Here is a 19,758-nt window from a genome sequence, read left to right as displayed (position 1 = left end):
GGGAGGGCTAGAGGTTGGTGAGGGATTCGGGAGGCATCAGGTAGAAGGGATAGACCATGCTGCGGGTATCGTAACTGCCTTTGGGTTGATACAAAATGGTGATATTGACTTGGCCAGTGCTGGGGTCGGGCTCTGTCAGGATGTCGATCAGGTCAATGCGGGGTTCCCAGAGTTCGATGGCTTCTCGCACATACAGGCGAATCAGCGAGAGGGTTTCGGTGTTCATGGGTTCAAAGGCCAGTTCTGATAGCCGAGACCCAAAATTGGGGCGGTATACGCGCTCGCCTAACCGTGTTCTGAGGATGATGCTAATGGCTTCTTCCAGGTTGCGGGTGCCCTGGCTCAGCTGAAAGCTGCCCTGGGCATTGGTATGAATGGGACAGGCAAGACCCGCGCCAATATGAGGAGGTGAGAAGTCGTTGGTGAGCGCCATTGTTATATCTCCTGTTAGCCTCCAATTAAGACAGTAGGGTCTCCGGCGACGATGCTATTAATACTGGTTATTTCTTGAATCGGATCATTTACACGACAAGCAGGTAGCCCATTGATAAGAACGCTGGAGCTACCTTTAGTGACAACTCCATTGCCGTCTGGAATAAGGAGTTTTATAACGGTGCAGGCATGTTGATCTGTAGATGCCATAATCTTAGCCATTGCTTCTGCCGCATCTGCTAAATCATCCATATGCTTGGCCCTTTCTGCCTCTGTTGTAGCTGCACCTGCTGCAGCGGTGCTTTTTGCGGCTTTTTCAGCTTGATCTAACAGTGCCTTTACCATGGCTGGACTCAGGGCACGCCAGGCTTTTTGGCCACCGATAAAAACGTTAGAGCTGCAGGGTCCAGGTTTTAGGGGATCGCCATGGGCTGTCGCATCACCCAATCTAGCTGCAGGTAGACCTGGCATGTTTCAAGGCTCCTCTAGTAAATAATCAATCAGAATTTAATTAAATGTTGCTGATCGTTTAATTCAACATAATCGTTGCGCCGTTGACAGAAATATTCCCAGCCGCTTTAATTTCAATTGTTCCTTTGGAATCCATAACAATACTTTTATCCTTGTCACTTAAACATAGTCGGTGTCCCCCCTTGGTAATTAATTCCATAAACTGTTCGCTGTCATTCATCTGTAGTTTGTGTCCCGCTTTGGTTTCCACATACACCCCTGCTTTTGTATCCTGATCTTCTTCGACAAACTGAATTTTGTGCCCCGTGCGGGTTTGGATTGTTCTTAGACGGACTTTGCCATCCTGTACATTTTTGCTAACGGTATTGGGCGGTGCGTCTGCGCCATTCCAGACACCGCCTAATACATAGGGTCGATGAATGTCCCCATGTTCAAAGGCGACTAAAACCTCATCGTCAATCTCAGGAAGACAGTCAAAACCGCGACTGTTGCCTGCGCCCATGCTCACAACTCGTGCCCAGTTGCTGTTGTGGTCTTCGGTCAGGGTGGGGAACTTGACTTTGACCCGACCCAGCTCGTCAGGGTCTTCGTTATCAGTGACAATGCCTACCAGGAGAGTCTGTCCTGGCTTTAAGGGAGGTGCCGATGTGAGCCGCTCGGCAAAGTCTCCTCCCCGTAAGCCGCGCACGCTAAATTCGGTGTCGTAAACGCGATTGATGTAAACGTGCCGGGTCTCAGTAATATAATATTCACCGGTATAGGGGCCTAGCGCTTGCAGTTTGACCATACGACCGGGACGAATCTCTGGGTTGCCTGCGGCCATGGCGTCACCCATGACGAATTGTCCGCTAATTTCGTCGCATAGGGCCTGTGCGATCGCATCAGCTTCTTTGCGTTTAAAGACAGGCTGGTCGACCACAATTCTTTTAGGATCTTGCAGTTTGTCAAAGGCCTGGCTAGCTTTAGTGCCAGACTCTTCTTCACTCTCAATCTGGGTAAGCAGATTTTCTTGATCGGCAGTGGCAACAATTGGTTCCTTGGTGGTGTAATCCCAGCCGCGTACCTCTACAGACTTGACCTGCTCTGCACTAGTGAGTTGAACATGGAAACTGCGCACATCATCTAACCAGGTCAGTTCCAGGGTTTCTTCAGACTTGGGTTGGCGAAAATTGAGTTTGCCATCATACATAAACAGCTCAAACCCAATGCGAGCAGCCCGTTGGCGTAAAAAGGCCATATTGGTTTGATTTTCCTGGAAGATATAGTCGTGGGGTTCACCGCTGTTGTCAAGCTGGTCGATTTTAATACCTACCTCATCGGCAATTTTTTCAACGACGTCGCTGTCGGTCATATTCTGAAAGGATCGATTATGATAACCGCGATGAAGCCGATGGGAATGGTCATAGGCGCGGATAATAATCGGAGCCTGGGTTTGTTCGGTAAATTGGGTCTCTAACCCGGTAATTTCTCCATGGAAGAGGTAGGGAATCTCTTCTGATGATTCTTTTTTAGCTTCAGCGTTGGGGATGCTAGGACTAAACCCAATTTGAATTGTTTTGCCAATCTGAAATGGTTTTTGTCGCTCCCAGGGATCATCGTTAGAAACGCCGGGCTGGTAATCATTACGGATGACCAGGGTCAGCAGACTGGGGCGATGGAGGCTCTCTTCAATAATCACCTGCAGAATATTTTCAAGGATGTCCTTGGCGACATCCTCATTGTCAATTTTAATACTGGGTAGAGAGCGATTACTAACTGGCATAAAGTATGGAAAAGCTGGGTGATTGACACTACGTCATTGACAATAGGGGCAAAACAATCATGAGCGGCTTTGGCGAGTATCTCCAGGATCAGGTTGTCTATTCGTGGCTGATTTACTATCTGAGGGTTTTTCGGTCTCTTTTAATCCCAGGCTTTCAATCACAGCCCGCACAGGGGTGCCATCGGGCATAAACTTTGTTAGCCGGTAATTCAGCTGTTGGATAAAGCATGACTGCAGATAGTCATGGGGACCCCAGGTAAAGCGATAGATAGGAGGGCGTTCTTTTTTGTCGCTAAAGTTAACCGATTCAATAAAGGGTTTAAGACAGGTGTCGATAACATCTTGACCGGTCTCATAGGTATCAAACCAGATATCCTTAATGACGAGTTGTTTGGGAGGAAGATCACTAAAGCTGACGTGGGGACGGCCCGATTTGGCTACCCGCGAGCCGGGATTATCCGAGGTGTTGACCTGATTTGTAAAGGACAGTTCCTTAGGGTTAAACATAAAGACAATTTCATTGGCATTTTCACCCTGCAGAGGTTTCAGTTTGGCTTTTTCTAACTTGGATTGATTGCTCATGTGGGTTAAGTGATGGGTCGTCTTAGAGTAGAAGGTTGAGCCCGACGGTGGCTGTGGCGGAGTCTAATGGTGAGCTGTTGTTTGACAGTTGTGACCAGCTGGTGAGCAGTGGGTGGCCAAAGGGTCAGGGGCAAGTGGGCGTGTTTGCTGTTATGGGACTGGATTGGCATCAGGGCTGGGCTGGCGCGTTGGAAATTGTCTGAGATGTGCGATCGCACCAGCCAATCCTTCCTTAGCTCGCTATACAACAGGTGGGCCAGCTGCCACAGCGCCTGGTCTTCATCTTCGCCGGATGAGATATGGGCGGTTGTATTGTTCTCTGCCATCTCAGCCAGGGCTTGAGTCACGGATAGAGAGACCGTCTCGGCTGTCTTGGCAACGGGAGTCTCGTCTAAATCTGTTTCAAGGGTTGCCCTAGGGGCTGATTCTAACCAGGGTTCTGACAACTCATCGGATAGCCCATAGGCGGATCGGAGTGATACCAGTTTGGATGACAGCGGACGGAGCGGCTGTTCCGATGGCTGCTCCATCACCTGTTTTGCCTGGATGGTTGGGAATGTGGGTTTGACTTGAGATCGCGCTACCTCTACAGAAGGTTGTTCCTTTACCGTGGCTTGCAGACCATCAAACATGGGTTGATGTCGGCCCAGGGGTTGGGTAACAGCCTCGGAAAGTAAAGAGGTTTGAATGGTCTGCCCAACCGCGTCGGGGGCTTCGACCGACAGTTCTGGCGGCAGTGGTTCAGAGACTGAGGGCATCTCTGGTGGCTGGTCTTGTGGAATAGCAGCCTGGCGTTCATCTGGAGTTTCTGTAGGTTGGGGTGCAGTCTCTTTTGGTAATGCTTGAAGACTGCTTGGATCAACAGAATCAGAGCCATGTTGCTCCTCAGTAGAAGGAATCTGATTTGGTAATGCTTGAAGACTGCTTGGATCAACAGAATCAGAGCCATGTTGCTCCTCAGTAGAAGGAATCTGATGAGGCAAAGCGGCTGGCTCTGTTTTTTCTAGACCGGGTTGATCTAGCCGGAGCTGCGCAACGGTTTCTGGAAGAGAGCTAACTGTTGGCGTATCTACAGCAAGATCAGAACTCTGCTCAGGGATAGGCTGTGTTGGAGTCGGTTGACCTGTCTCAGGTGAGGTGGGTTTGGGGTGAATCGTAGTCTCATCGATTGGGGCCGGTTCAGATAGAGAAACTGTATCGAGAGCCGGTGGGTCAGGGAGAGATTGAGGAGGGATGGTCAGCTCAGAGGATGGCAGAGCAGATTGAGTGACTGCCAGGGAATCTGGTGAATCTGGCTCGGGTGCGGGCGATAGCTGCTCGGGTGAGAGCGGTAGCGGAGATGTGAAGGATGGCTCTGAATCTGATTGAACTGTATCCGAGAGATTGTCAGCCAGCGTAGGTTTAATCGAAGATTCGGTTGGGGCACTGTCTATGGCATTCACCGGTTCAGCCAGGATATCCGCAGGTGAGTGGACGACTGCATCGATTGGTGGCTCAGCTTCAGGAGCCGTTTCGATTGGCAACTGCTGCACAGCATCAGCCATCGGCATATCGCTGATGCTGTCCTGCTCCAGGGGGAGATCTGGAGAGAGCTGAATTGCGGCGGAAGCTTCTGTGGGGGGTACAGCGGTAACTGACTCATCATTCACTGGCTGAACCACATCTGGCTGGCTGCTCTCTGATTCCGTCACCTCCGCCCCATCAGAGGAGTCAGATCGTGATTGCTCGGAGGCATCTAGAGAAGACGGGGAGGGAACTGGCCTAATGTTTGGCAGACGCTGAGCCATGGCGTCTGATGTCGTGGCGTCTGTTGTAATTACTGGTCGGCTAAACCCGAGGGGGGGACGTTGCCCCAGGGGCTGTCGCTGCAGGGGGCTAGGGGGCTGACCATCCAGAGAAAGGGATTTGACACTGTCTATCGGTTGATGATCTACAGGCTGGTCAACCGTCGATGTATTCCCTGTAGCCTCGGGAGAGGCTTCGAAAAGATTGTTCTGATTGAAGTTCCCCCTTATGGAAACATCTATATTCTCCCCACCAGGCATACTGGGGCTTTCCCAAACCTGGGGGAGACCAGACTCAAAGCCCCCAGGCTTAGGGGTTTGGGGGCCTGAATAAGTGGTCGCTTCTTGACCAAGGATGTCCTTAAGACTATCTATCGATTTGTCATCTACAGACTGATCAACTGTCGACGTATCCTCTGTAGACCTAGGATTTAGAGGACCAGAATCACGAGTATCCTCTTTTCTAGCAATGTCCTGAGTACCCGCCGTAGGACTATCTATAGATTCAGGGTTCTCTTCAAAAAGACTTTGCCGATTAAAAGCCTCTGTGGTCCCATCAGCTTGAGGGAGATCAAACTCAAAGTCCCCCAGTATTGGGGGATTTAGGGGGCCGGGATAACCAGTATCTTCAGAAGGAACATGCTGGTTAAAGATCTCCCTAACTTGCGCAGAACCAGAATCAAAGTCCCCTATTACTGGAAGATCTAATGGTCCAGAATACCTAGTATCATCCACAAAGTTAGAAAAGCCAGACCCATCGCCAAGCTCCGGGGGAAGTCCCACTAATTGAGCAGCCTGACGTAGAGGCTGGACATCCGGAGTACTCTCTCCAGAAGAGGCTGCGCCAGTGCCATGCCCGAGGGGAAACGTCTGCCACTGAAAATGACGCCGCTGCAGCGGCCATCCTAGGGGAGGACGGTGTTTGGCCAGGTCAAGATAGGCGGGCTCGGGTGGAGTATTGGCCATCAATTATCCCCCGCGAAGTAGCCTGTATCACCCCGCTTGTCGTGTTTGGTGGTGTCGCTGCCGCCTTCTTTTTCAATTTTTAAGCCTTCGTATGCCAGGGTCAGTTCTTCTAAGGCAACACTGTCGGCACTGGCCTGGAGGGCATCGGCTTTCCAGCCGACGGGGATGGCCCCAACCAGGGTCCAGGCTTGCATAGTGTCTCCGGCCTGGTTAAATAACAAAATGCTGACGTTGCGTCGCTGTTTGGATTGGTTGTTGAGGACGGCTTTGATCCATGTCCAAAAGTCGACACTATTGGTAATGCCTCGCTTGAGGACAACATTGGAAAATTCTGGATTGTCGATAAAAAATCGCTGCTGGCCATTGACGCCACCTTCAACAATTGACTGGGTTTTGAGGGTAACGCCAATGCCAGAACATTCGCTAAATGAAGCCGAAATCTCACTGTCGATTTCTACATAGAACCGATTGGTGGTGACATAGTTAAATGGATCGGTCATAGCGGCCTCCACGCTCTTGCTGTAATCGCCTATCGGCATTGAGCAGATAGTAAATGCGATCGCATAGTTTCCCCATCAGCACCGGGTCCTGCAGTATCTTCCTAGCCAGTGTTTCAAGCTGTTGTGGGGTCATGGGGTCTCTCCTTGGCCCATCGAACTCCACACCATTTGCCGAATTTCTGAAATGGGTAACACCGGCACCAGACCCACCTCGCTGAGTAGATACTGACCTTCTGGCGTGAGCAGCTTATCCGCCAGCAATTGACCTTTAGCACAGCCTTCCGTGTAGCGATCGCACGAGTCCACATCCACCGGGCGATGATAGACCACCGCCATCTCATAGGCGAGGGGATAGGTCACTGCTGATGGTTGAAACAACCGATCATTCACCCAGTAGGTGCCCTTATCCCCACACAGATCCGTAGTTTGATCAATGGGAGCACCATGGGCATCCACAAACAAATGATGGGTACGTCCCTTATCTACCAGCGCCAGGGGATACACCGAACACTGACCTATAAGCCGACTAATTCGATTAAAGCCAATGCCAATAATATCCTCATTGTCGGCCCGAGCATTAGTTTCAAAATCATCCAGCATGTGTTCATACATGTTTCTCTGCTGTGAGACAAGCGATGATGAGTCAAAAGGCTGTTCTTCGTTATACCGTTGCTCAAATATCAATTTGTCGGCGTCGCGCTCAAACAAAATATCCCGTAGTGTATTGACCGTGACCTCATCCTCAGGCCAGTAAATCTCAACTCTGGCCCCATCCAGCGGCGCATTAGGGTCCAGCAGCACTCGACGCAGCTGTTGCAAACTAATCCGTCCCCGCAGCCGATTGGGAATATTATCTTGACGCTGGGCATTGCTATGGGTGACAAAGATGGTAATGCCGTCATAGCCAACGGTTCGTTTTTCCAGGTCGCTGGGCAAGTCAGGAGAATTTTGAATCAGGGCAGTATCCAGACTATTCGTACGCAGCGACGCAAACAGTAAGTTCCTAGGGATACGAACATTACTAGCCTTCTCCAGGAGAAAATCAGCATCCCTTTCCTGCAGTGTACGCTGCAGCTCGGTCATCTCACCAAATTGAGAAACAGGTCGAGGCGCTTTGAGCGGAGACGTCAGGGTACTAAAGAAGGCTTTCTCCCAAGAACTTCCTTGTTCAATACCATATCGTAGGGACTGATTACGACCCAAGCTTTCCACATCCTCCAGGCGACAGGGAAGTTTACAGGCAAATTCACGGCTTTCCGGCTTGAGCACCGCCGCGAACCAGACCATCAGACCCAGCAGGAGACCACCCCCCAACAGCCACAACAGCAGAGATGGAAAAGAGGAGGACTCGACTGGAGACTCTTCAACTAGTGGCTCTTCCGGCTCCGCCACTGGATATTGGTTCGCTGGCAGCGTTTGGAGCACCGAAAGCGCACTGTCAATAGACTTAAATCCTTCGCCACGGCCTAGGATCTGTAGTATGTAGGGATACAGCACCCGCATACTGTCATCATCGGGCCACAGGCTGATATTCGCTGGATCATCATCGCTAGGATAACCCCGGATCAGGTCAAAGGTGATATGGGCCAATGCCTGTAAATCGTCATCAACGCTCCCCATCTGATCATTGTGCTCAGCCATGGGGTGGGGCCAGACAAGATGTTCCCAGAGGGGAAAGCGACCCAAGTAGACAAAAAATGGATGTTCATTTAGCTCAGTGTGGCCCTCTGGCAGCCGAATCCAAAGACAGTCACCGGATAAATTGCCATGGGATAGTTTTTGCTCCCAGCGATCGCCGGGCCAATTTACCAGATAGGTTTGCAAATATTGCAGAGACTGCAAAACTTGGGAGAGAAAACGCTCTATCTGACTGCGGGTCCAGGGAATGGGCTGCTGCGTTAGAAACTCATTCAGGGTAAGACTTTGAAGCACCGGGCGAGTAATTAGGTAAACACGATTACCCGCTGGTTTAATCACATCCTTAGGACGAACAATTCTAAAATCAGACCCTTCTCCCAGCCGTAAATTTAGATCAATTAAATGCTTAAAGCGACGCTTACGCTCGTCAATCTCCTCTGCTGACCAATGCTCCTCATCCAAGCAATACTCATAAATCCAAACCGGCTCACTGCCATTGTCCTGGAGACCGTCATAACGACGAATCCAGTCTTGGGCATACACACAGGATTTGATCGTGTATACGCCCCACCAGCCTCCCTGTAATCGTTCCCCTGGCTGTAGGGTCGGTTGCCATAGGGTTGGCTGCTGGTGAATGATGGGCTCTGGTTTCAGAGAGGATATGTCAGTTGTTTGAAATGGTGCATGAGACGCACCATTGTTAATAACACCTATGGCATCTGCCCCATTGGTATTCCTATCCTCCCCATGGCCCAATTCTAGTTCCGCTGGAGAATCAGCCGTGGTCTCCTTGCCCTTACTTCCCGTCGGCAGTGAGAGCTTACCATAGAGAAGAATGCCATATTTGTATACCGACTGTTTTACCATTTGCAACGGATTGCGAGCAAAGTTCTGACCTTCGCTCATCCGTCGTCGCATCTGACTTACCAACTCAGATAGTCTGACCATCGGCTTCTCCAGAATCTGGGCTAGTGGATTGGGCTGACGGTGTTAGGGGCGGCAGATCATTAATCTCGCGGTAAAACGTATAGAGATAATTCAAATCTGCCGCGTATAAATCTTCAATAATCCGGGGAGTAATATCCGACAGAGCCCCCAGCTGAATCACCACTCGCGACAGCACCAAAACCGTCGCATAGGCCGGGTTGGCCTTGACCCTGGGGTCGCGCATTGGTGTAATCTCATCCGCCGCCTTAGCCAGCCGCATTTTTCCCTTACGATGGAGATTCCCCTCGCCATCGTAGTAGCCTTTAGGTAATGAGAATTCAAACTCCGTTTGAAACATTGGGGCTCTCTAAAATAATGTACAGGCGCTTTTGGGATATTCTCCTCTTCGTAAGATACTACTGGCGAATTATTTTGGAATATAGCAAATCTCCCGGAGGCCCCCTAAATCCCCCAATCCTGGGGGACTTTGAATCTATACTCTCCCACAGTTCTTTTGAGGGATTAGTTTCTAAAGCCCCCAGAATTGGGGGTTTGGGGGCCTGAATAACGTTCGCCTCATTGCTAATTTTTCTAAATTATGTTGAAACATAAAAACACCTCTACTGACTCCGCGTAAACCCATCAACAGCTAACTCCAATTCCTCAATCGCCATGTCATTACTTTGGGCATTCATCTCTGAGGTGCTATAGCGCGTGGGCCAGGCCCCGGTAAAGTCAAACTTGGCTTTTACCGTACCTGCCTGGTCAAAGACATTCAGAGAACCGGCAGAGACATGGTCGCTGTCCCATTTCCCGGATTCAATGTCTGTAAACCATTGCCACAGGGCCAGAGAATCTGTTAGCCCGCGTTTAAGTACCAGATTCTCAATAGTGGAACGACTGGGGATCTTAGTAGTGACCAACTGCCCCATTTTGGCATTGGCCCATTGGGCTTTGGCCACTTCAACAATCTCGATATTTTTTTGCTCTTTCTGAAATTTTTGACATTCCAAAAAGACAGCATCAACGGTCTCGTTACCTCCTTTTAACTTAATGGAGAGTTCAAAATAAAACCGACTGGCCAGTAATAGCTCAGATGGAAAATCAACGCTGGGCATAGTCTGGCCTCCTGGTCATTGTGTTAAATCCAAACCTATTGCACGCGGGTAATGCCTTCGTGGACCAGCTCCAGGGTCTCGTTGGCCATATTGCTGTCACCAGCGGTAAAGCTCGGCCCTTCGTATTTACAGGGATAGGCATTGACCAGTTCCCAGCGGGCTTGCATATTGCCAGCCTGGTCATAGGCGCTCACCGAAGCGGCTTTACGATTGCTATCCCAGGCGGAAGAGCCCCCGTCGTTGGTATTGCAGTTTTTGTACCATTCATACAGATCCACATCGGTGGTAGCCACCATCTTGACGGTGACATTAGAGAACTTTTCCACTGTAGGTGTAGCTTGACGCACCCGCACGCCGCTTTTACCAGACCCGTGAACACCGCCATCTCCAGCCACCGGAGACTCAACAGAAAGCCCCGCGACTTCCAACACTAACTTTTCCGCAACACCGTCAGCTTCAAAATAAAACCGACACGCTGTTAATAGTTCAGCCATAGGTTGTTTTTTGTCTCCTTATGCTAAAAAAACACTGTCAGTTCTTATGCTTCATCCTGTGAAGGGTCCCATTGACGAATTCGGAAGATAACAAATTCAGCAGGTCTCACCGGGCAGACGCCAATTTCGATAAACAACATGCCCAGCTTCATGGTCTCTGGAGTGTTGAGTTCGCGATCGCACTTTACATAAAACGCTTCTTCCGGTGTACTACCAAACAGCGCCCCCTGTCGCCAGATCCGCTCCAAAAAGTTTCTCACGGTGCGAGTCACCCTAGCCCACAGATCCTCATCGTTGGGTTCAAATACCGCCCACTGGGTACCCTCTTCAATGGATTTAGCAATATAGCTCATCAGCCGGCGCACACTAACATAGCGCCAATCTGTATCATCCAGCTGGGCCAGAGTGCGAGCACCCCATACCAGGGTGCCACGGTTGCGAAACTTACGAATACAGTTAATCCCCTTCGGGTTTAACAACTCCTGTTCACGGAAATTTGTATCATAGGCGAGACCAACCACGCCGCGCGGAATATCATTAGCTGGAGCCTTATGGATACCACGAGACTCATCAGTGCGACACCATAGCCCCATCATGTGGCCACAGGGAGGAACAGAAATCGGCTTACCCGAATCCTTGGGGTTGGGCACCTGAATCCAAGGATAGTAGAGCGCCCCAAACTGGCTACGGCGGCCAAAGTGGTCCATCAGCCAAGATTCCACATCCTGGGGAGTTTGTTGTTGTGGCTTCACCGGCATGGCACTTTTACGCGGCTTCACCGGCGGTGGATCAAGCACCGCCATCCGGTAAGCCGGTCCCGGTGCAGCTGTCTCACAGCTTTGTAACATGGTTTCCATAATGCCATGCACTTCCGGCAGCCCCATCAAACCTTTTTGGTAAACCAGCATCAGGTCCGGGCAAGCCACCATGGCAATTTCATCAATCTCAAACAGACCTTGAATACCCGTGCGACGTTTTCTGTTGCCTGCCAGTTCTTTATACCAGCGTTTGGTGCGATAGGGCACCCGCCGGGGTTTAATGTCGAATACCCCGTTGCTAGGACGTTTGGCCAGGGGTAATGCCGGTTCTGGGTCGATAGTAATATCAATATACTCCTGCAGCAGCACGCCCTCGTCGTCAGCAGTTTCAGGTTCAGACCGGGCGTGCATAATATACATCCCCGCAGAGCGATCTTCTTCAGCGACGCCCTCCGGGTTTTGCATGGTTAAGTGACGAAATGTTTTCTCATCGCCGTTGCCCGCCAGCACTTTCACCCTAAAAAATTCGCCGCTGTTAAACGGCTCATCATCAGGATCATCTGAAGGTTGGGGGTCATCCGGTTCAATAAAGACCCGGACACGACCTTCATCTTCACGTTCGGGCTTGACTGTAAATTCCAGGGACTTTTTGCGGCCTGAGGTGAGAATAGGTGTAGCGGGTAATGGAATGTTGTCGGTATCTTCTTCAGGGGCGGTATTCGCCAGAGGCAGCTGAGTGCCGAGGCTAATCACCCAGCAGCGACCGCCACCATTATCAAACCAACCCTTAACAGCAAAGGGTAAATAAGCACCAAAATCGGTAAAGCCATCGGACCCGAGTTTGGCAAAACTGTCTAAATACTGACTCCAACTGGTGATTAGCTGCGGCTGAAAAATCTCAGCATCCCCGCGTATATCTTCTGTAAATCCGACAAAACCGGCCACACTCAAACTTACGCCTTGAATCGCCCGGCTACCGCTGGGGATTTCTTCTACATATACACCTGGGGCAAAGTAATCGAGTCGAGCCATAGTGCTATCCTTTGAGCCTATACCGCACGTATTGTTCTAGCGATGATGAACTGAGGTTTTCGCAGTTGTAGGGCTCAGAGTTCACGTTTGCTTACATTTGAGCTTTACAAGGTAGTACTCAGCATTAGGTACTCCTCTTTATGGGGTTTGTAGAGGCAGTCAACGGTTATTCAGGCCCCCCTAGCCCCCAAACTTTGAGAGGGACAAGACTCAAAGCCCCCATCATTGGGGGTTTGGGGGCCTGGATAACTTTAGCCACTTTAGCCAGTTGCTTGATCGCAAAAATATCTTTTTGCTAAAGAATCAGCCTTGCCAGATTTAGGCGATTTAGAGAGCCAATCAGCCTATTTGATACGTTTCCCATAACTGTTAAGAAATTATCTGACTGCGAAAAGTGTCTGGTTCAGCCGTGGAACTAGTAAGGGTCCGATGGTGAGCGCTGGTCTATCGTCAGTAGGTCACTGGGCGGTAAAAACCGCTACCTGTGGCGCTTACGTAGTTTAGGATAAGCGGTCACTTTGGGCTATTTGGGGGATAATGATACATGTCAAGGTTATGCACTTTTCATCTAAGCCGTTGTTATCTGAAGTAGACGTTACTGTTGTTATTCCGACCCAATCGTTGCAGCAAACTGCGCAACGGTTTGCGCAGCGCCATCCTGCCTGTGGTGAGCGGATCTATCGCAATACGCTGGCGGTGGGGGTGGTGGATCAATATCTCAGGCTGTTGGGGTTTGAGACAGATGTGACCCAGGGGGATAGCTGGAATCCGGTGCTGCAGGTGGTCAACGATGTGGCGGATCTGTATGTGCCGGGCTATGGACGGATTGAATGTCGGGTGGTGGAGGCGGAGGCAACTAAGTGTTATGTGCCAGCAGATGTGAGTTGCGATCGCGTTGCGTATATCGTTATGGGTTTGGACCTGGAGGCGGATGAGCCAGAAGCGGCGTTGTTGGGGTTTGTGGGGGAGGTGACGGATGAGTGGATCTTGCTGGAAGAGTTGCGGAGTTTGTCGGAACTACCTCAGCACTTAAGTGGTGATGTTTGACTAGATTCAATATTCATTTTCTACAGCCATCATTTACAGACTTCTCCCATCATGTCCGCACAACTTTGAAGGGTTTCTTTACCGCCTAGGCGATTGTACGTAAATAAAACCTAAGGGATCAGGTTTTATAAGATCCAAAAATGTTGTCTGCAGAGGCGTTCCATGGAACGCCTGTACGAAAGAAGATAGGAGCTAATTGAATCCTCATTCCTAAGTGTCTATAAGCGTTCTCCCCTTAGGTAAGGAGAGGACAGCCGATAACATAATTTCATGCTGGTATTTTATTTACTACTCCGGCAATGAAATAGAACCATAAGATTTTAGCCTAAAACCTATATCTCTAGGGTCTGGGCCAGCCGATGCTGCTTGTTTGATTGCCGGAGTAATAGCGGCAGCCTCTTAAGCTAAATTCTGCCTTTCCCACACAGCCCTGACCAGGCGAATTTCATTGTAGTCAAAGGTTTCGCCCAGTTCATCACGAATGTTTCTTAAGGAATGGGAGCCGACTTTTTCAATGGCTTCAAAAATAGGAACCTGTCGCTCTGGTGAAACGGTGCTGTTCAGGTCGATATCTTGACCCATTTCAATCAGCTGGCACAGATGTTCAATAATGGTGCCGAGTCTTAACCCCCGTTCCAGGGCAATCTCTGAGGGTGAAAGGCCCTGTTTGTGTAGAGTATGGGTGGTGATATAAGTAGACGTGAGTTCTTGGGCAGATTGTTGGGGAGTAGCTGTTGGGACGCTAACAATGTTGTTGGGCGTTAGATTATGAGACTGACAAAAGTGTTGAATTTCGTTGGTAAAGATCTGACCGTATTGTTCAAGCTTACGTTTACCCACACCGGAAATAGCCGCAAAGGCTGTGGTTGTAATCGGTCGCTGCTGGGCCATCTGCCGTAGGCTAGCATCGGCAAAGACAACATAGGGAGGCACAGATTGTTCATCGGCCAGACGCTTGCGCAGACGCCGCAGCTGTTCGAGCAACAGGATTTCATCAGCGTTAAGTTGGACTTCATTGCTGGCCTTCGTGGCTTTGGGTGCTTCAGCTCGTTTGAAGATATGAATGTTAACTGGAATTTGTTTTTTTAAGACTTGCCAGCTGCCAGCATTAAGCTTCAGCACAGAATAGCCGTCCGTGGTTTCTGCCAGTAGCTCCTGGTGTAGCAACGAACGACACAGCTGTCGCCATTCGTCGACGCTATGGTCCTGGCCAATACCGTAGGTGGAAAGCTGGTCGTGCCCCAGTTCTACTAGCCGCTTTTTACGAGATCCTCGCAGTACGTCAATAATATGATTCATGCCAAATCGTTCCTGACAACGGGCTACGCAGGAGAGAAACTTTTGGGCTTCAATGGTCCAGTCTTCTAGCGGTACGGGGTTTAGGCAATTGTCGCAATTTTGGCAGTTGCCAGCAAAGCTCTCGCCAAAGTAGCTCAGCTGTATTTTGCGGCGACAGATGGCACTTTCGGTATAGTTAATGACGTGGCGCAGTTGCTGCCGGGCAATGCGCTGTTCCTGCTCATCGGGCTTTTGATTAATTAAATAATCGACGGTGGCGACATCGGCATAGCTAAAGAATACGGTGCAGTTGGCAGGGTCGCCATCTCGCCCGGCTCGACCGGATTCTTGATAGTAGCTTTCGATGGTGCGGGGCAGATCATAGTGAATAACAAATCGCACATCGGGTTTGTTAATGCCCATGCCAAAGGCGATGGTGGCAACAATAATCCGCACATCGTCGCGGATAAATTGTTCCTGGTTTTCCTGGCGTTCCTGGGCGCTGAGCCCTGCATGGTAGGGCAGGGCTGAAATGCCATCTTGTTTAAGCCGAAAGGAGATTTCGTTGACGCGTTTGCGGCTGAGACAGTAAATGATACCGGCTCCTGGCTGTTGTTTAACCAGCTTGAGTAGATGGTCGTAACTTTGTTTTGTTTTAGGTTTTACTTCGTAATATAGGTTTTGTCGGTTAAACCCGGAGACAAAGATTTGGGGATCGTTAAGCCGCAGCTGTTGAACAATATCCTGCCGCACGCGCTCGGTGGCGGTGGCGGTCAGGGCCATGGTCGGTATTTGGGGCAGCTGCTGTTTTAGTTGAAACAATTGGCGATATTCAGGGCGAAAGTCGTGGCCCCATTCGGAAACGCAGTGGGCTTCGTCAATGGCAAAGGCACTGATGCCGATAGTTTGCTGCAGTTGTTCTAGCAGCGGCCAAAAACTGGGGCTCATTAGCCGCTCTGGGGCCAGGTAAAGCAGTTTGATCTCACCTTTGAGCAGGGCCTGTTCGCGATCGCGCACCTCGTTAAAGGTCAAACTGCTGTTGATAAAAGTAGCGGCAATGCCATTATCCTTGAGGCTATTAACCTGATCCTGCATCAGCGCAATCAGGGGAGAAACCACAATAGTGACGCCCACTCGCAGTAGGGCCGGTAGCTGATAGCACAGGGATTTTCCCCCACCCGTAGGCATAATCACCAGCACATCGCGATTTTTGAGGACGTGCTCAATGATATCTCGCTGATAGTGACGAAAGCCGTCATAGCCAAAGAAATGCTTAAGAGCTTTCTCTAAAGAGGGAAACGATGTGATGGTCGTTGCGCTAGCCATGGATGTATCAATTCACCGGCTATTTATTTTAGTCACCGGGGGGCCAATACTAACGATGATAGCTTTACAGTTCGTAACTCTAAGAGTTTAAGGATCACTGCTCTCCTGTCGATAAAGGTTCTTCTGGCCGCAGCATTAAGTCTTCATAGAAATGGGTGATAAGAAACCGCATTGAAACACTTAAATAGAACGTAGCTAGATTTATCCTTCGCGATGCTATCAATCAGCCAATTCAAGACGGGCGTAAACTTTTGGAGTAGACCTCATGCAGGCTCAACGCTACATTCTCGAAAACCAGGTGCCTGTCCCCTGCCATGATGCTGCTGCCTGGCGAGAGTTTATGAGGCATAAGAAGAATGTTCTCATAGCCCAAGATGTTATCGGTCAGTTCCGAGTGATGACGGTCTTCCTTGGTTTCAATCACGGCGATTCCGAGAAACCTATGTTTTTTCAAACCACTTGTTTTGGTACCAATAGCTCAAGGCCAAAATACTCGGGAACTTGGCAACGTGCTTGCTTAGAACATCGTGGAAAAATTGCCTGCGCCCGGGGATTAACTAAGTTTTCTGCCGAGAAGGCCGCTGGCATTGACCGCTCCTTTAAAGCTATCGATTGCATCCTTGAACCCGAAGCTGGTGAGATTCAGTTCATCTTGGAATCTGAAGCTGAGGCTATCCGCAGTATGCCAACCAATCGCAAACACTGGGAACGACGTGGTCGCATGATCGTCTTCCTCGTTTACCCTAGACAATCACTTCGCTTGCATCAGCCATGACGCAATGGGTTGCAATGTAGGCATGACGCAAGTACCAGAAGATTCCGAAGACCCACAGCACTATATTCTAGAAAATCAGGTACCTGTTATCTGTGACGACGAAACTACTTGGCGAGCCTTCATGAATAACGGCGATAACCTATTAGTTGCCAATGATCCAGCGGGTCAGTTTCAAGTCATCACCGTATTTTTAGGCTTTAATTTCGGTACTACCGAGAAACCCAAATTTTTTCAAACTACCTGTCTGGGTGCAGATAGCGAAAAAAATCCCCATTACTCAGCAACTTGGGAAAAAGCAATACTGCGCCACCGATGCTCCATCAAATGCGGCGAAATTTTAACTGACTTTGCAGCAGAACGAGCAGCCGGAATTGATCGAGCTTGGGAATTTATCGATTGTCATGTCGTGCCAGGTGAGATGCAATTCATTCTTAAATCAGAAGTCGATGCCTTGAAAGCTATGCCCCAAGACAAAAAACACTGGAAGCGCCGAGGACGGATGATCATTTTTTGCTTTGATGTTTAGCACGTGCCATTGGCGCACTACCTTCAGTTTTCTCAGCACATAACCTACAACTCTTCACAAGATAGCTGAGGAGCCTGAGCCAATTTTATCTTCGCAGCTATCGGCCTGAACTCATGGCGTGATGCAGGCGATGTATCCTTACGACTCTGCGATCAATTCAATACCGAGGTTTTGTAAAGCAATGTAAACGTTTTGGCGTCATAATGTCATAGCGGCTTGACGGCATCCGCTAAGGTCGGTATGTTATCTCCATGGGTGAAACGCCCCGTGGTTTAACTTCTATTCATTAAGGTTGGTATGCAAGGTAAGCAGAAGGTCACTCTTTATATGCCCGATGACCTGCACCGCAAGCTTAAGATTCGCGCTGCGGTAGATGGGGAGCCTATGTCTACCTTGGCTGAACGGGCAATTGGGTTCTATCTCGACCATTCTGATGTTGTTGATGGGGTCCAGGGTGCGGCTCATTTAGTGTATGAGTGTCCCTCTTGTACGACCTCTGTGGTATTGCGAGATGGTGATCTAATGGCGGTGGAAGCTCATGGAGACTTGCATGCAGAGTCTTTAACTGAAGTGCCTGATGTGGTTCCTAGCTCAGTGCGTTCTGACGAAGGAGAACTGGTTCCCTGCTAGGGAGCGGTTTGTGGCCCTTACGTAACGGCGCTAAGTTGCGGTCGTAGGGCTATGGGTTTTGGTTAGTCTGTTGGTGTCGGTCGACGTTGAGAGGATAAGCAATTATGAAAGAAGAGCTTCAGGTCCTAATTAAGGCTCAGTATCCTCTGATCTACTTGCTCACGTTTGAGGAAGAAAGGGCGGAGCGGACAATTGCGGCGCTGACTAAACAGCATCCTCAGAGGCGGTTGTTTACGTGGACGGTTACTCACGGTGTGGTCGAATATGGTCAGACCCGTGGCTCACAAAATGGTAATACGGTTTCTCCTGAGGCTGCTATAGACTGGGCAATCCGTCAGAAAGATCCAGGAATCTATGTATTTAAGGATCTGCATCCATTTATGGACTCGCCAGCAGTGACTCGGTGTCTGAGGGATGCGATCGCAAGCTTTAAAGGAACCCATAAGACAATTATCCTCATGTCCCCGGTGCAAGAGATTCCGGTGGAGCTAGAAAAGGAAGTAGTAGTCCTGGACTTCTCAATGCCTACTATGGGTGAATTGAACCAGGTATTAACGGCAGAACTCGGCAAATCCCAGGGGTCTAACATCACCACCGATGTTCGAGAAAAGCTGTTAAAGGCAGCTCTAGGTCTTACTGAAGACGAAGCCGAGAAAGTATTTCGCAAAGCTCGGGTAGTTGCCGGTAAGCTCACTGAATCTGAAGTTGATGTTGTTCTTTCTGAGAAAAAGCAACTGATCCGCCGTAACGGCATTCTGGAATATATCGAAGAAGATGAAACCCTGGATTCAGTTGGCGGTTTAGAAGAACTTAAGCACTGGCTGAGACAGCGGTCCAATGCCTTTACCGAGCGGGCTCGTGAGTACGGTTTACCACAGCCCAAAGGCATGCTGATTTTGGGAGTTCCCGGCTGCGGTAAGTCTCTCATTGCTAAGACGACAGCCCGACTGTGGGGTCTGCCCCTGCTGCGCTTAGATATCGGTCGAGTCTATGATGGTTCCATGGTAGGCCGTTCTGAGGCTAACCTGCGCAGTGCCCTACGCACAGCGGAATCAATCTCACCCGCCATTCTCTTTATTGATGAGATTGATAAAGCATTTGCTGGCGGTGCGGGCTCTGCTGATTCCGATGGCGGTACGTCCAGCCGGATTTTTGGTAGCTTCTTAACCTGGATGCAGGAGAAAGATTCACCAGTATTTGTAATGGCCACAGCGAACCGGGTAGAACGGTTACCCAGTGAATTCTTGCGCAAGGGCCGATTTGACGAAATCTTCTTTGTGGATCTACCCAATGAAGAAGAACGCAAAGAGATATTTAGAATTCATCTTAGTAAGCGTCGCCGCGACATCGAACGCTTTGATTTCGATCAGCTTACTAAAGTATGCGAAGGGTTTTCGGGGGCGGAGATTGAACAGGGTTTAATCTCGGCAATGTATGAGGCGTTTGCCCAGGGTCGTGAGTTTAATCAACTCGACATTATTGCAGCGATTCGGGCTACCTTACCGTTGTCTAAGACAATGAGTGAACAGGTAACGGCGCTTCGCGATTGGGCACGACAACGTGCTCGCCCCGCGGCTTCATCCGTCGCTGAATATCAGCGGATGGAGTTTTAACAGGCTTTTGTTAGGAGCACGTCTCCTAACAAGGGGCTAACCTCAGGGTTAGCAGTTTTGAGGCAATGGCTTAGCAAATAACAATCCCAAATTTGTTAA

18 protein-coding genes are annotated in these 19,758 nt (G+C 49.7%); 5 read left to right on the top strand and 13 right to left on the bottom strand.

From position 1 onward, the window contains the following. Positions 1 to 7: 7 nt before the first annotated feature. From N836_RS41585 to N836_RS41535, 12 genes are all read right to left on the bottom strand, one after another. A complete protein-coding gene (locus tag N836_RS41585; protein WP_023070435.1) occupies positions 8 to 433 on the bottom strand; it encodes a GPW/gp25 family protein in 426 nt (141 codons plus the stop codon). 14 nt (positions 434 to 447) lie between these two features. After that, positions 448 to 903, bottom strand: a complete 456-nt coding sequence (locus N836_RS76885) for a PAAR domain-containing protein (RefSeq protein ID WP_023070434.1) — start codon at positions 901 to 903, stop codon at positions 448 to 450. A gap of 58 nt (positions 904 to 961) precedes the next feature. Beyond that, positions 962 to 2,665 carry a VgrG-related protein gene (locus tag N836_RS41575; RefSeq protein ID WP_023070433.1) on the bottom strand — a complete coding sequence of 568 codons (1,704 nt, stop codon included), beginning with the start codon at positions 2,663 to 2,665 and terminating at the stop codon, positions 962 to 964. Between the two features lie 57 nt (positions 2,666 to 2,722). Then, positions 2,723 to 3,247: a CIS tube protein gene (locus tag N836_RS41570; protein WP_023070432.1), complete on the bottom strand. Its 525-nt coding sequence runs from the start codon at positions 3,245 to 3,247 to the stop codon at positions 2,723 to 2,725. Between the two features lie 5 nt (positions 3,248 to 3,252). Further along, a complete protein-coding gene (locus N836_RS41565; protein ID WP_023070431.1) occupies positions 3,253 to 5,997 on the bottom strand; it encodes a hypothetical protein in 2,745 nt (914 codons plus the stop codon). After that, complete coding sequence (locus N836_RS41560) at positions 5,997 to 6,497, bottom strand: phage tail protein (protein ID WP_023070430.1); 501 nt, start codon at positions 6,495 to 6,497, stop codon at positions 5,997 to 5,999. The genes N836_RS41565 and N836_RS41560 overlap by 1 nt, the downstream gene beginning before the upstream one ends. Continuing rightward, positions 6,481 to 6,630 (bottom strand): hypothetical protein, encoded by a 150-nt coding sequence (locus N836_RS76260; RefSeq protein WP_023070429.1) that lies wholly within the window; start codon positions 6,628 to 6,630, stop codon positions 6,481 to 6,483. The genes N836_RS41560 and N836_RS76260 overlap by 17 nt, the downstream gene beginning before the upstream one ends. Continuing rightward, complete coding sequence (locus tag N836_RS41555; protein ID WP_152532024.1) at positions 6,627 to 9,083, bottom strand: hypothetical protein; 2,457 nt, start codon at positions 9,081 to 9,083, stop codon at positions 6,627 to 6,629. The genes N836_RS76260 and N836_RS41555 overlap by 4 nt, the downstream gene beginning before the upstream one ends. Next, the gene (locus N836_RS41550) at positions 9,067 to 9,420 is read right to left on the bottom strand and encodes a hypothetical protein (RefSeq protein WP_023070427.1); all 354 of its coding nucleotides are present in this window, start codon (positions 9,418 to 9,420) and stop codon (positions 9,067 to 9,069) included. Before N836_RS41550 ends, N836_RS41555 begins: the two co-directional genes overlap by 17 nt. A gap of 262 nt (positions 9,421 to 9,682) precedes the next feature. Then, positions 9,683 to 10,180: a phage tail protein gene (locus N836_RS41545; protein WP_023070426.1), complete on the bottom strand. Its 498-nt coding sequence runs from the start codon at positions 10,178 to 10,180 to the stop codon at positions 9,683 to 9,685. 35 nt (positions 10,181 to 10,215) lie between these two features. Beyond that, on the bottom strand, positions 10,216 to 10,674 hold the full coding sequence (locus N836_RS41540; RefSeq protein ID WP_023070425.1) for a phage tail protein: 459 nt from the start codon (positions 10,672 to 10,674) through the stop codon (positions 10,216 to 10,218). A gap of 44 nt (positions 10,675 to 10,718) precedes the next feature. Beyond that, positions 10,719 to 12,464 (bottom strand): phage tail sheath family protein, encoded by a 1,746-nt coding sequence (locus N836_RS41535; RefSeq protein ID WP_023070424.1) that lies wholly within the window; start codon positions 12,462 to 12,464, stop codon positions 10,719 to 10,721. A 555-nt stretch (positions 12,465 to 13,019) separates the two neighbouring features. Here N836_RS41535 and N836_RS41530 point away from each other — a divergent pair. Continuing rightward, on the top strand, positions 13,020 to 13,511 hold the full coding sequence (locus N836_RS41530; RefSeq protein ID WP_023070423.1) for a DUF1822 family protein: 492 nt from the start codon (positions 13,020 to 13,022) through the stop codon (positions 13,509 to 13,511). Positions 13,512 to 13,910: 399 nt separating this feature from the next. Here the strand turns inward: N836_RS41530 and recQ are convergent, their stop codons facing one another. Continuing rightward, a complete protein-coding gene (gene recQ, locus N836_RS41525; protein WP_023070422.1) occupies positions 13,911 to 16,115 on the bottom strand; it encodes a DNA helicase RecQ in 2,205 nt (734 codons plus the stop codon). Between the two features lie 265 nt (positions 16,116 to 16,380). Between recQ and N836_RS41520 the strand changes: the two genes are divergently transcribed. The 4 genes from N836_RS41520 (at position 16,381) to ycf46 (ending at position 19,659) form a co-directional block, all read left to right on the top strand. After that, positions 16,381 to 16,890 (top strand): hypothetical protein, encoded by a 510-nt coding sequence (locus tag N836_RS41520; RefSeq protein ID WP_023070421.1) that lies wholly within the window; start codon positions 16,381 to 16,383, stop codon positions 16,888 to 16,890. 22 nt (positions 16,891 to 16,912) lie between these two features. Next, entirely contained in the window at positions 16,913 to 17,416 is a 504-nt protein-coding gene (locus tag N836_RS41515) for a hypothetical protein (protein ID WP_152532023.1), read from the top strand. A gap of 297 nt (positions 17,417 to 17,713) precedes the next feature. Next, a complete protein-coding gene (locus tag N836_RS41510) occupies positions 17,714 to 18,046 on the top strand; it encodes a hypothetical protein (RefSeq protein WP_031291330.1) in 333 nt (110 codons plus the stop codon). A 104-nt stretch (positions 18,047 to 18,150) separates the two neighbouring features. Continuing rightward, positions 18,151 to 19,659, top strand: a complete 1,509-nt coding sequence (gene ycf46, locus N836_RS41505) for a stress-responsive protein Ycf46 (RefSeq protein ID WP_023070418.1) — start codon at positions 18,151 to 18,153, stop codon at positions 19,657 to 19,659. The last annotated feature ends 99 nt before the right edge of the window (positions 19,660 to 19,758 follow it).

The sequence above is a fragment of the Leptolyngbya sp. Heron Island J genome (genome assembly GCF_000482245.1).
Taxonomy (GTDB): domain Bacteria; phylum Cyanobacteriota; class Cyanobacteriia; order Phormidesmidales; family Phormidesmidaceae; genus Leptothoe.
The sequence above is the reverse complement of the archived record's forward strand: the minus strand, read 5'-3'. Positions and strand labels throughout refer to the sequence as shown.

Bases quoted from the DNA above. Each gene is read 5' to 3' on its own strand.
- N836_RS41585 (WP_023070435.1), bottom strand. From the start codon at position 433: ATGGCGCTCACCAACGACTTCTCACCTCCTCATATTGGCGCGGGTCTT.
- N836_RS76885 (WP_023070434.1), bottom strand. From the start codon at position 903: ATGCCAGGTCTACCTGCAGCTAGATTGGGTGATGCGACAGCCCATGGC.
- N836_RS41575 (WP_023070433.1), bottom strand. From the start codon at position 2,665: ATGCCAGTTAGTAATCGCTCTCTACCCAGTATTAAAATTGACAATGAG.
- N836_RS41570 (WP_023070432.1), bottom strand. From the start codon at position 3,247: ATGAGCAATCAATCCAAGTTAGAAAAAGCCAAACTGAAACCTCTGCAG.
- N836_RS41565 (WP_023070431.1), bottom strand. From the start codon at position 5,997: ATGGCCAATACTCCACCCGAGCCCGCCTATCTTGACCTGGCCAAACAC.
- N836_RS41560 (WP_023070430.1), bottom strand. From the start codon at position 6,497: ATGACCGATCCATTTAACTATGTCACCACCAATCGGTTCTATGTAGAA.
- N836_RS76260 (WP_023070429.1), bottom strand. From the start codon at position 6,630: ATGACCCCACAACAGCTTGAAACACTGGCTAGGAAGATACTGCAGGAC.
- N836_RS41555 (WP_152532024.1), bottom strand. From the start codon at position 9,083: ATGGTCAGACTATCTGAGTTGGTAAGTCAGATGCGACGACGGATGAGC.
- N836_RS41550 (WP_023070427.1), bottom strand. From the start codon at position 9,420: ATGTTTCAAACGGAGTTTGAATTCTCATTACCTAAAGGCTACTACGAT.
- N836_RS41545 (WP_023070426.1), bottom strand. From the start codon at position 10,180: ATGCCCAGCGTTGATTTTCCATCTGAGCTATTACTGGCCAGTCGGTTT.
- N836_RS41540 (WP_023070425.1), bottom strand. From the start codon at position 10,674: ATGGCTGAACTATTAACAGCGTGTCGGTTTTATTTTGAAGCTGACGGT.
- N836_RS41535 (WP_023070424.1), bottom strand. From the start codon at position 12,464: ATGGCTCGACTCGATTACTTTGCCCCAGGTGTATATGTAGAAGAAATC.
- N836_RS41530 (WP_023070423.1), top strand. From the start codon at position 13,020: ATGCACTTTTCATCTAAGCCGTTGTTATCTGAAGTAGACGTTACTGTT.
- recQ (WP_023070422.1), bottom strand. From the start codon at position 16,115: ATGGCTAGCGCAACGACCATCACATCGTTTCCCTCTTTAGAGAAAGCT.
- N836_RS41520 (WP_023070421.1), top strand. From the start codon at position 16,381: ATGCAGGCTCAACGCTACATTCTCGAAAACCAGGTGCCTGTCCCCTGC.
- N836_RS41515 (WP_152532023.1), top strand. From the start codon at position 16,913: ATGACGCAAGTACCAGAAGATTCCGAAGACCCACAGCACTATATTCTA.
- N836_RS41510 (WP_031291330.1), top strand. From the start codon at position 17,714: ATGCAAGGTAAGCAGAAGGTCACTCTTTATATGCCCGATGACCTGCAC.
- ycf46 (WP_023070418.1), top strand. From the start codon at position 18,151: ATGAAAGAAGAGCTTCAGGTCCTAATTAAGGCTCAGTATCCTCTGATC.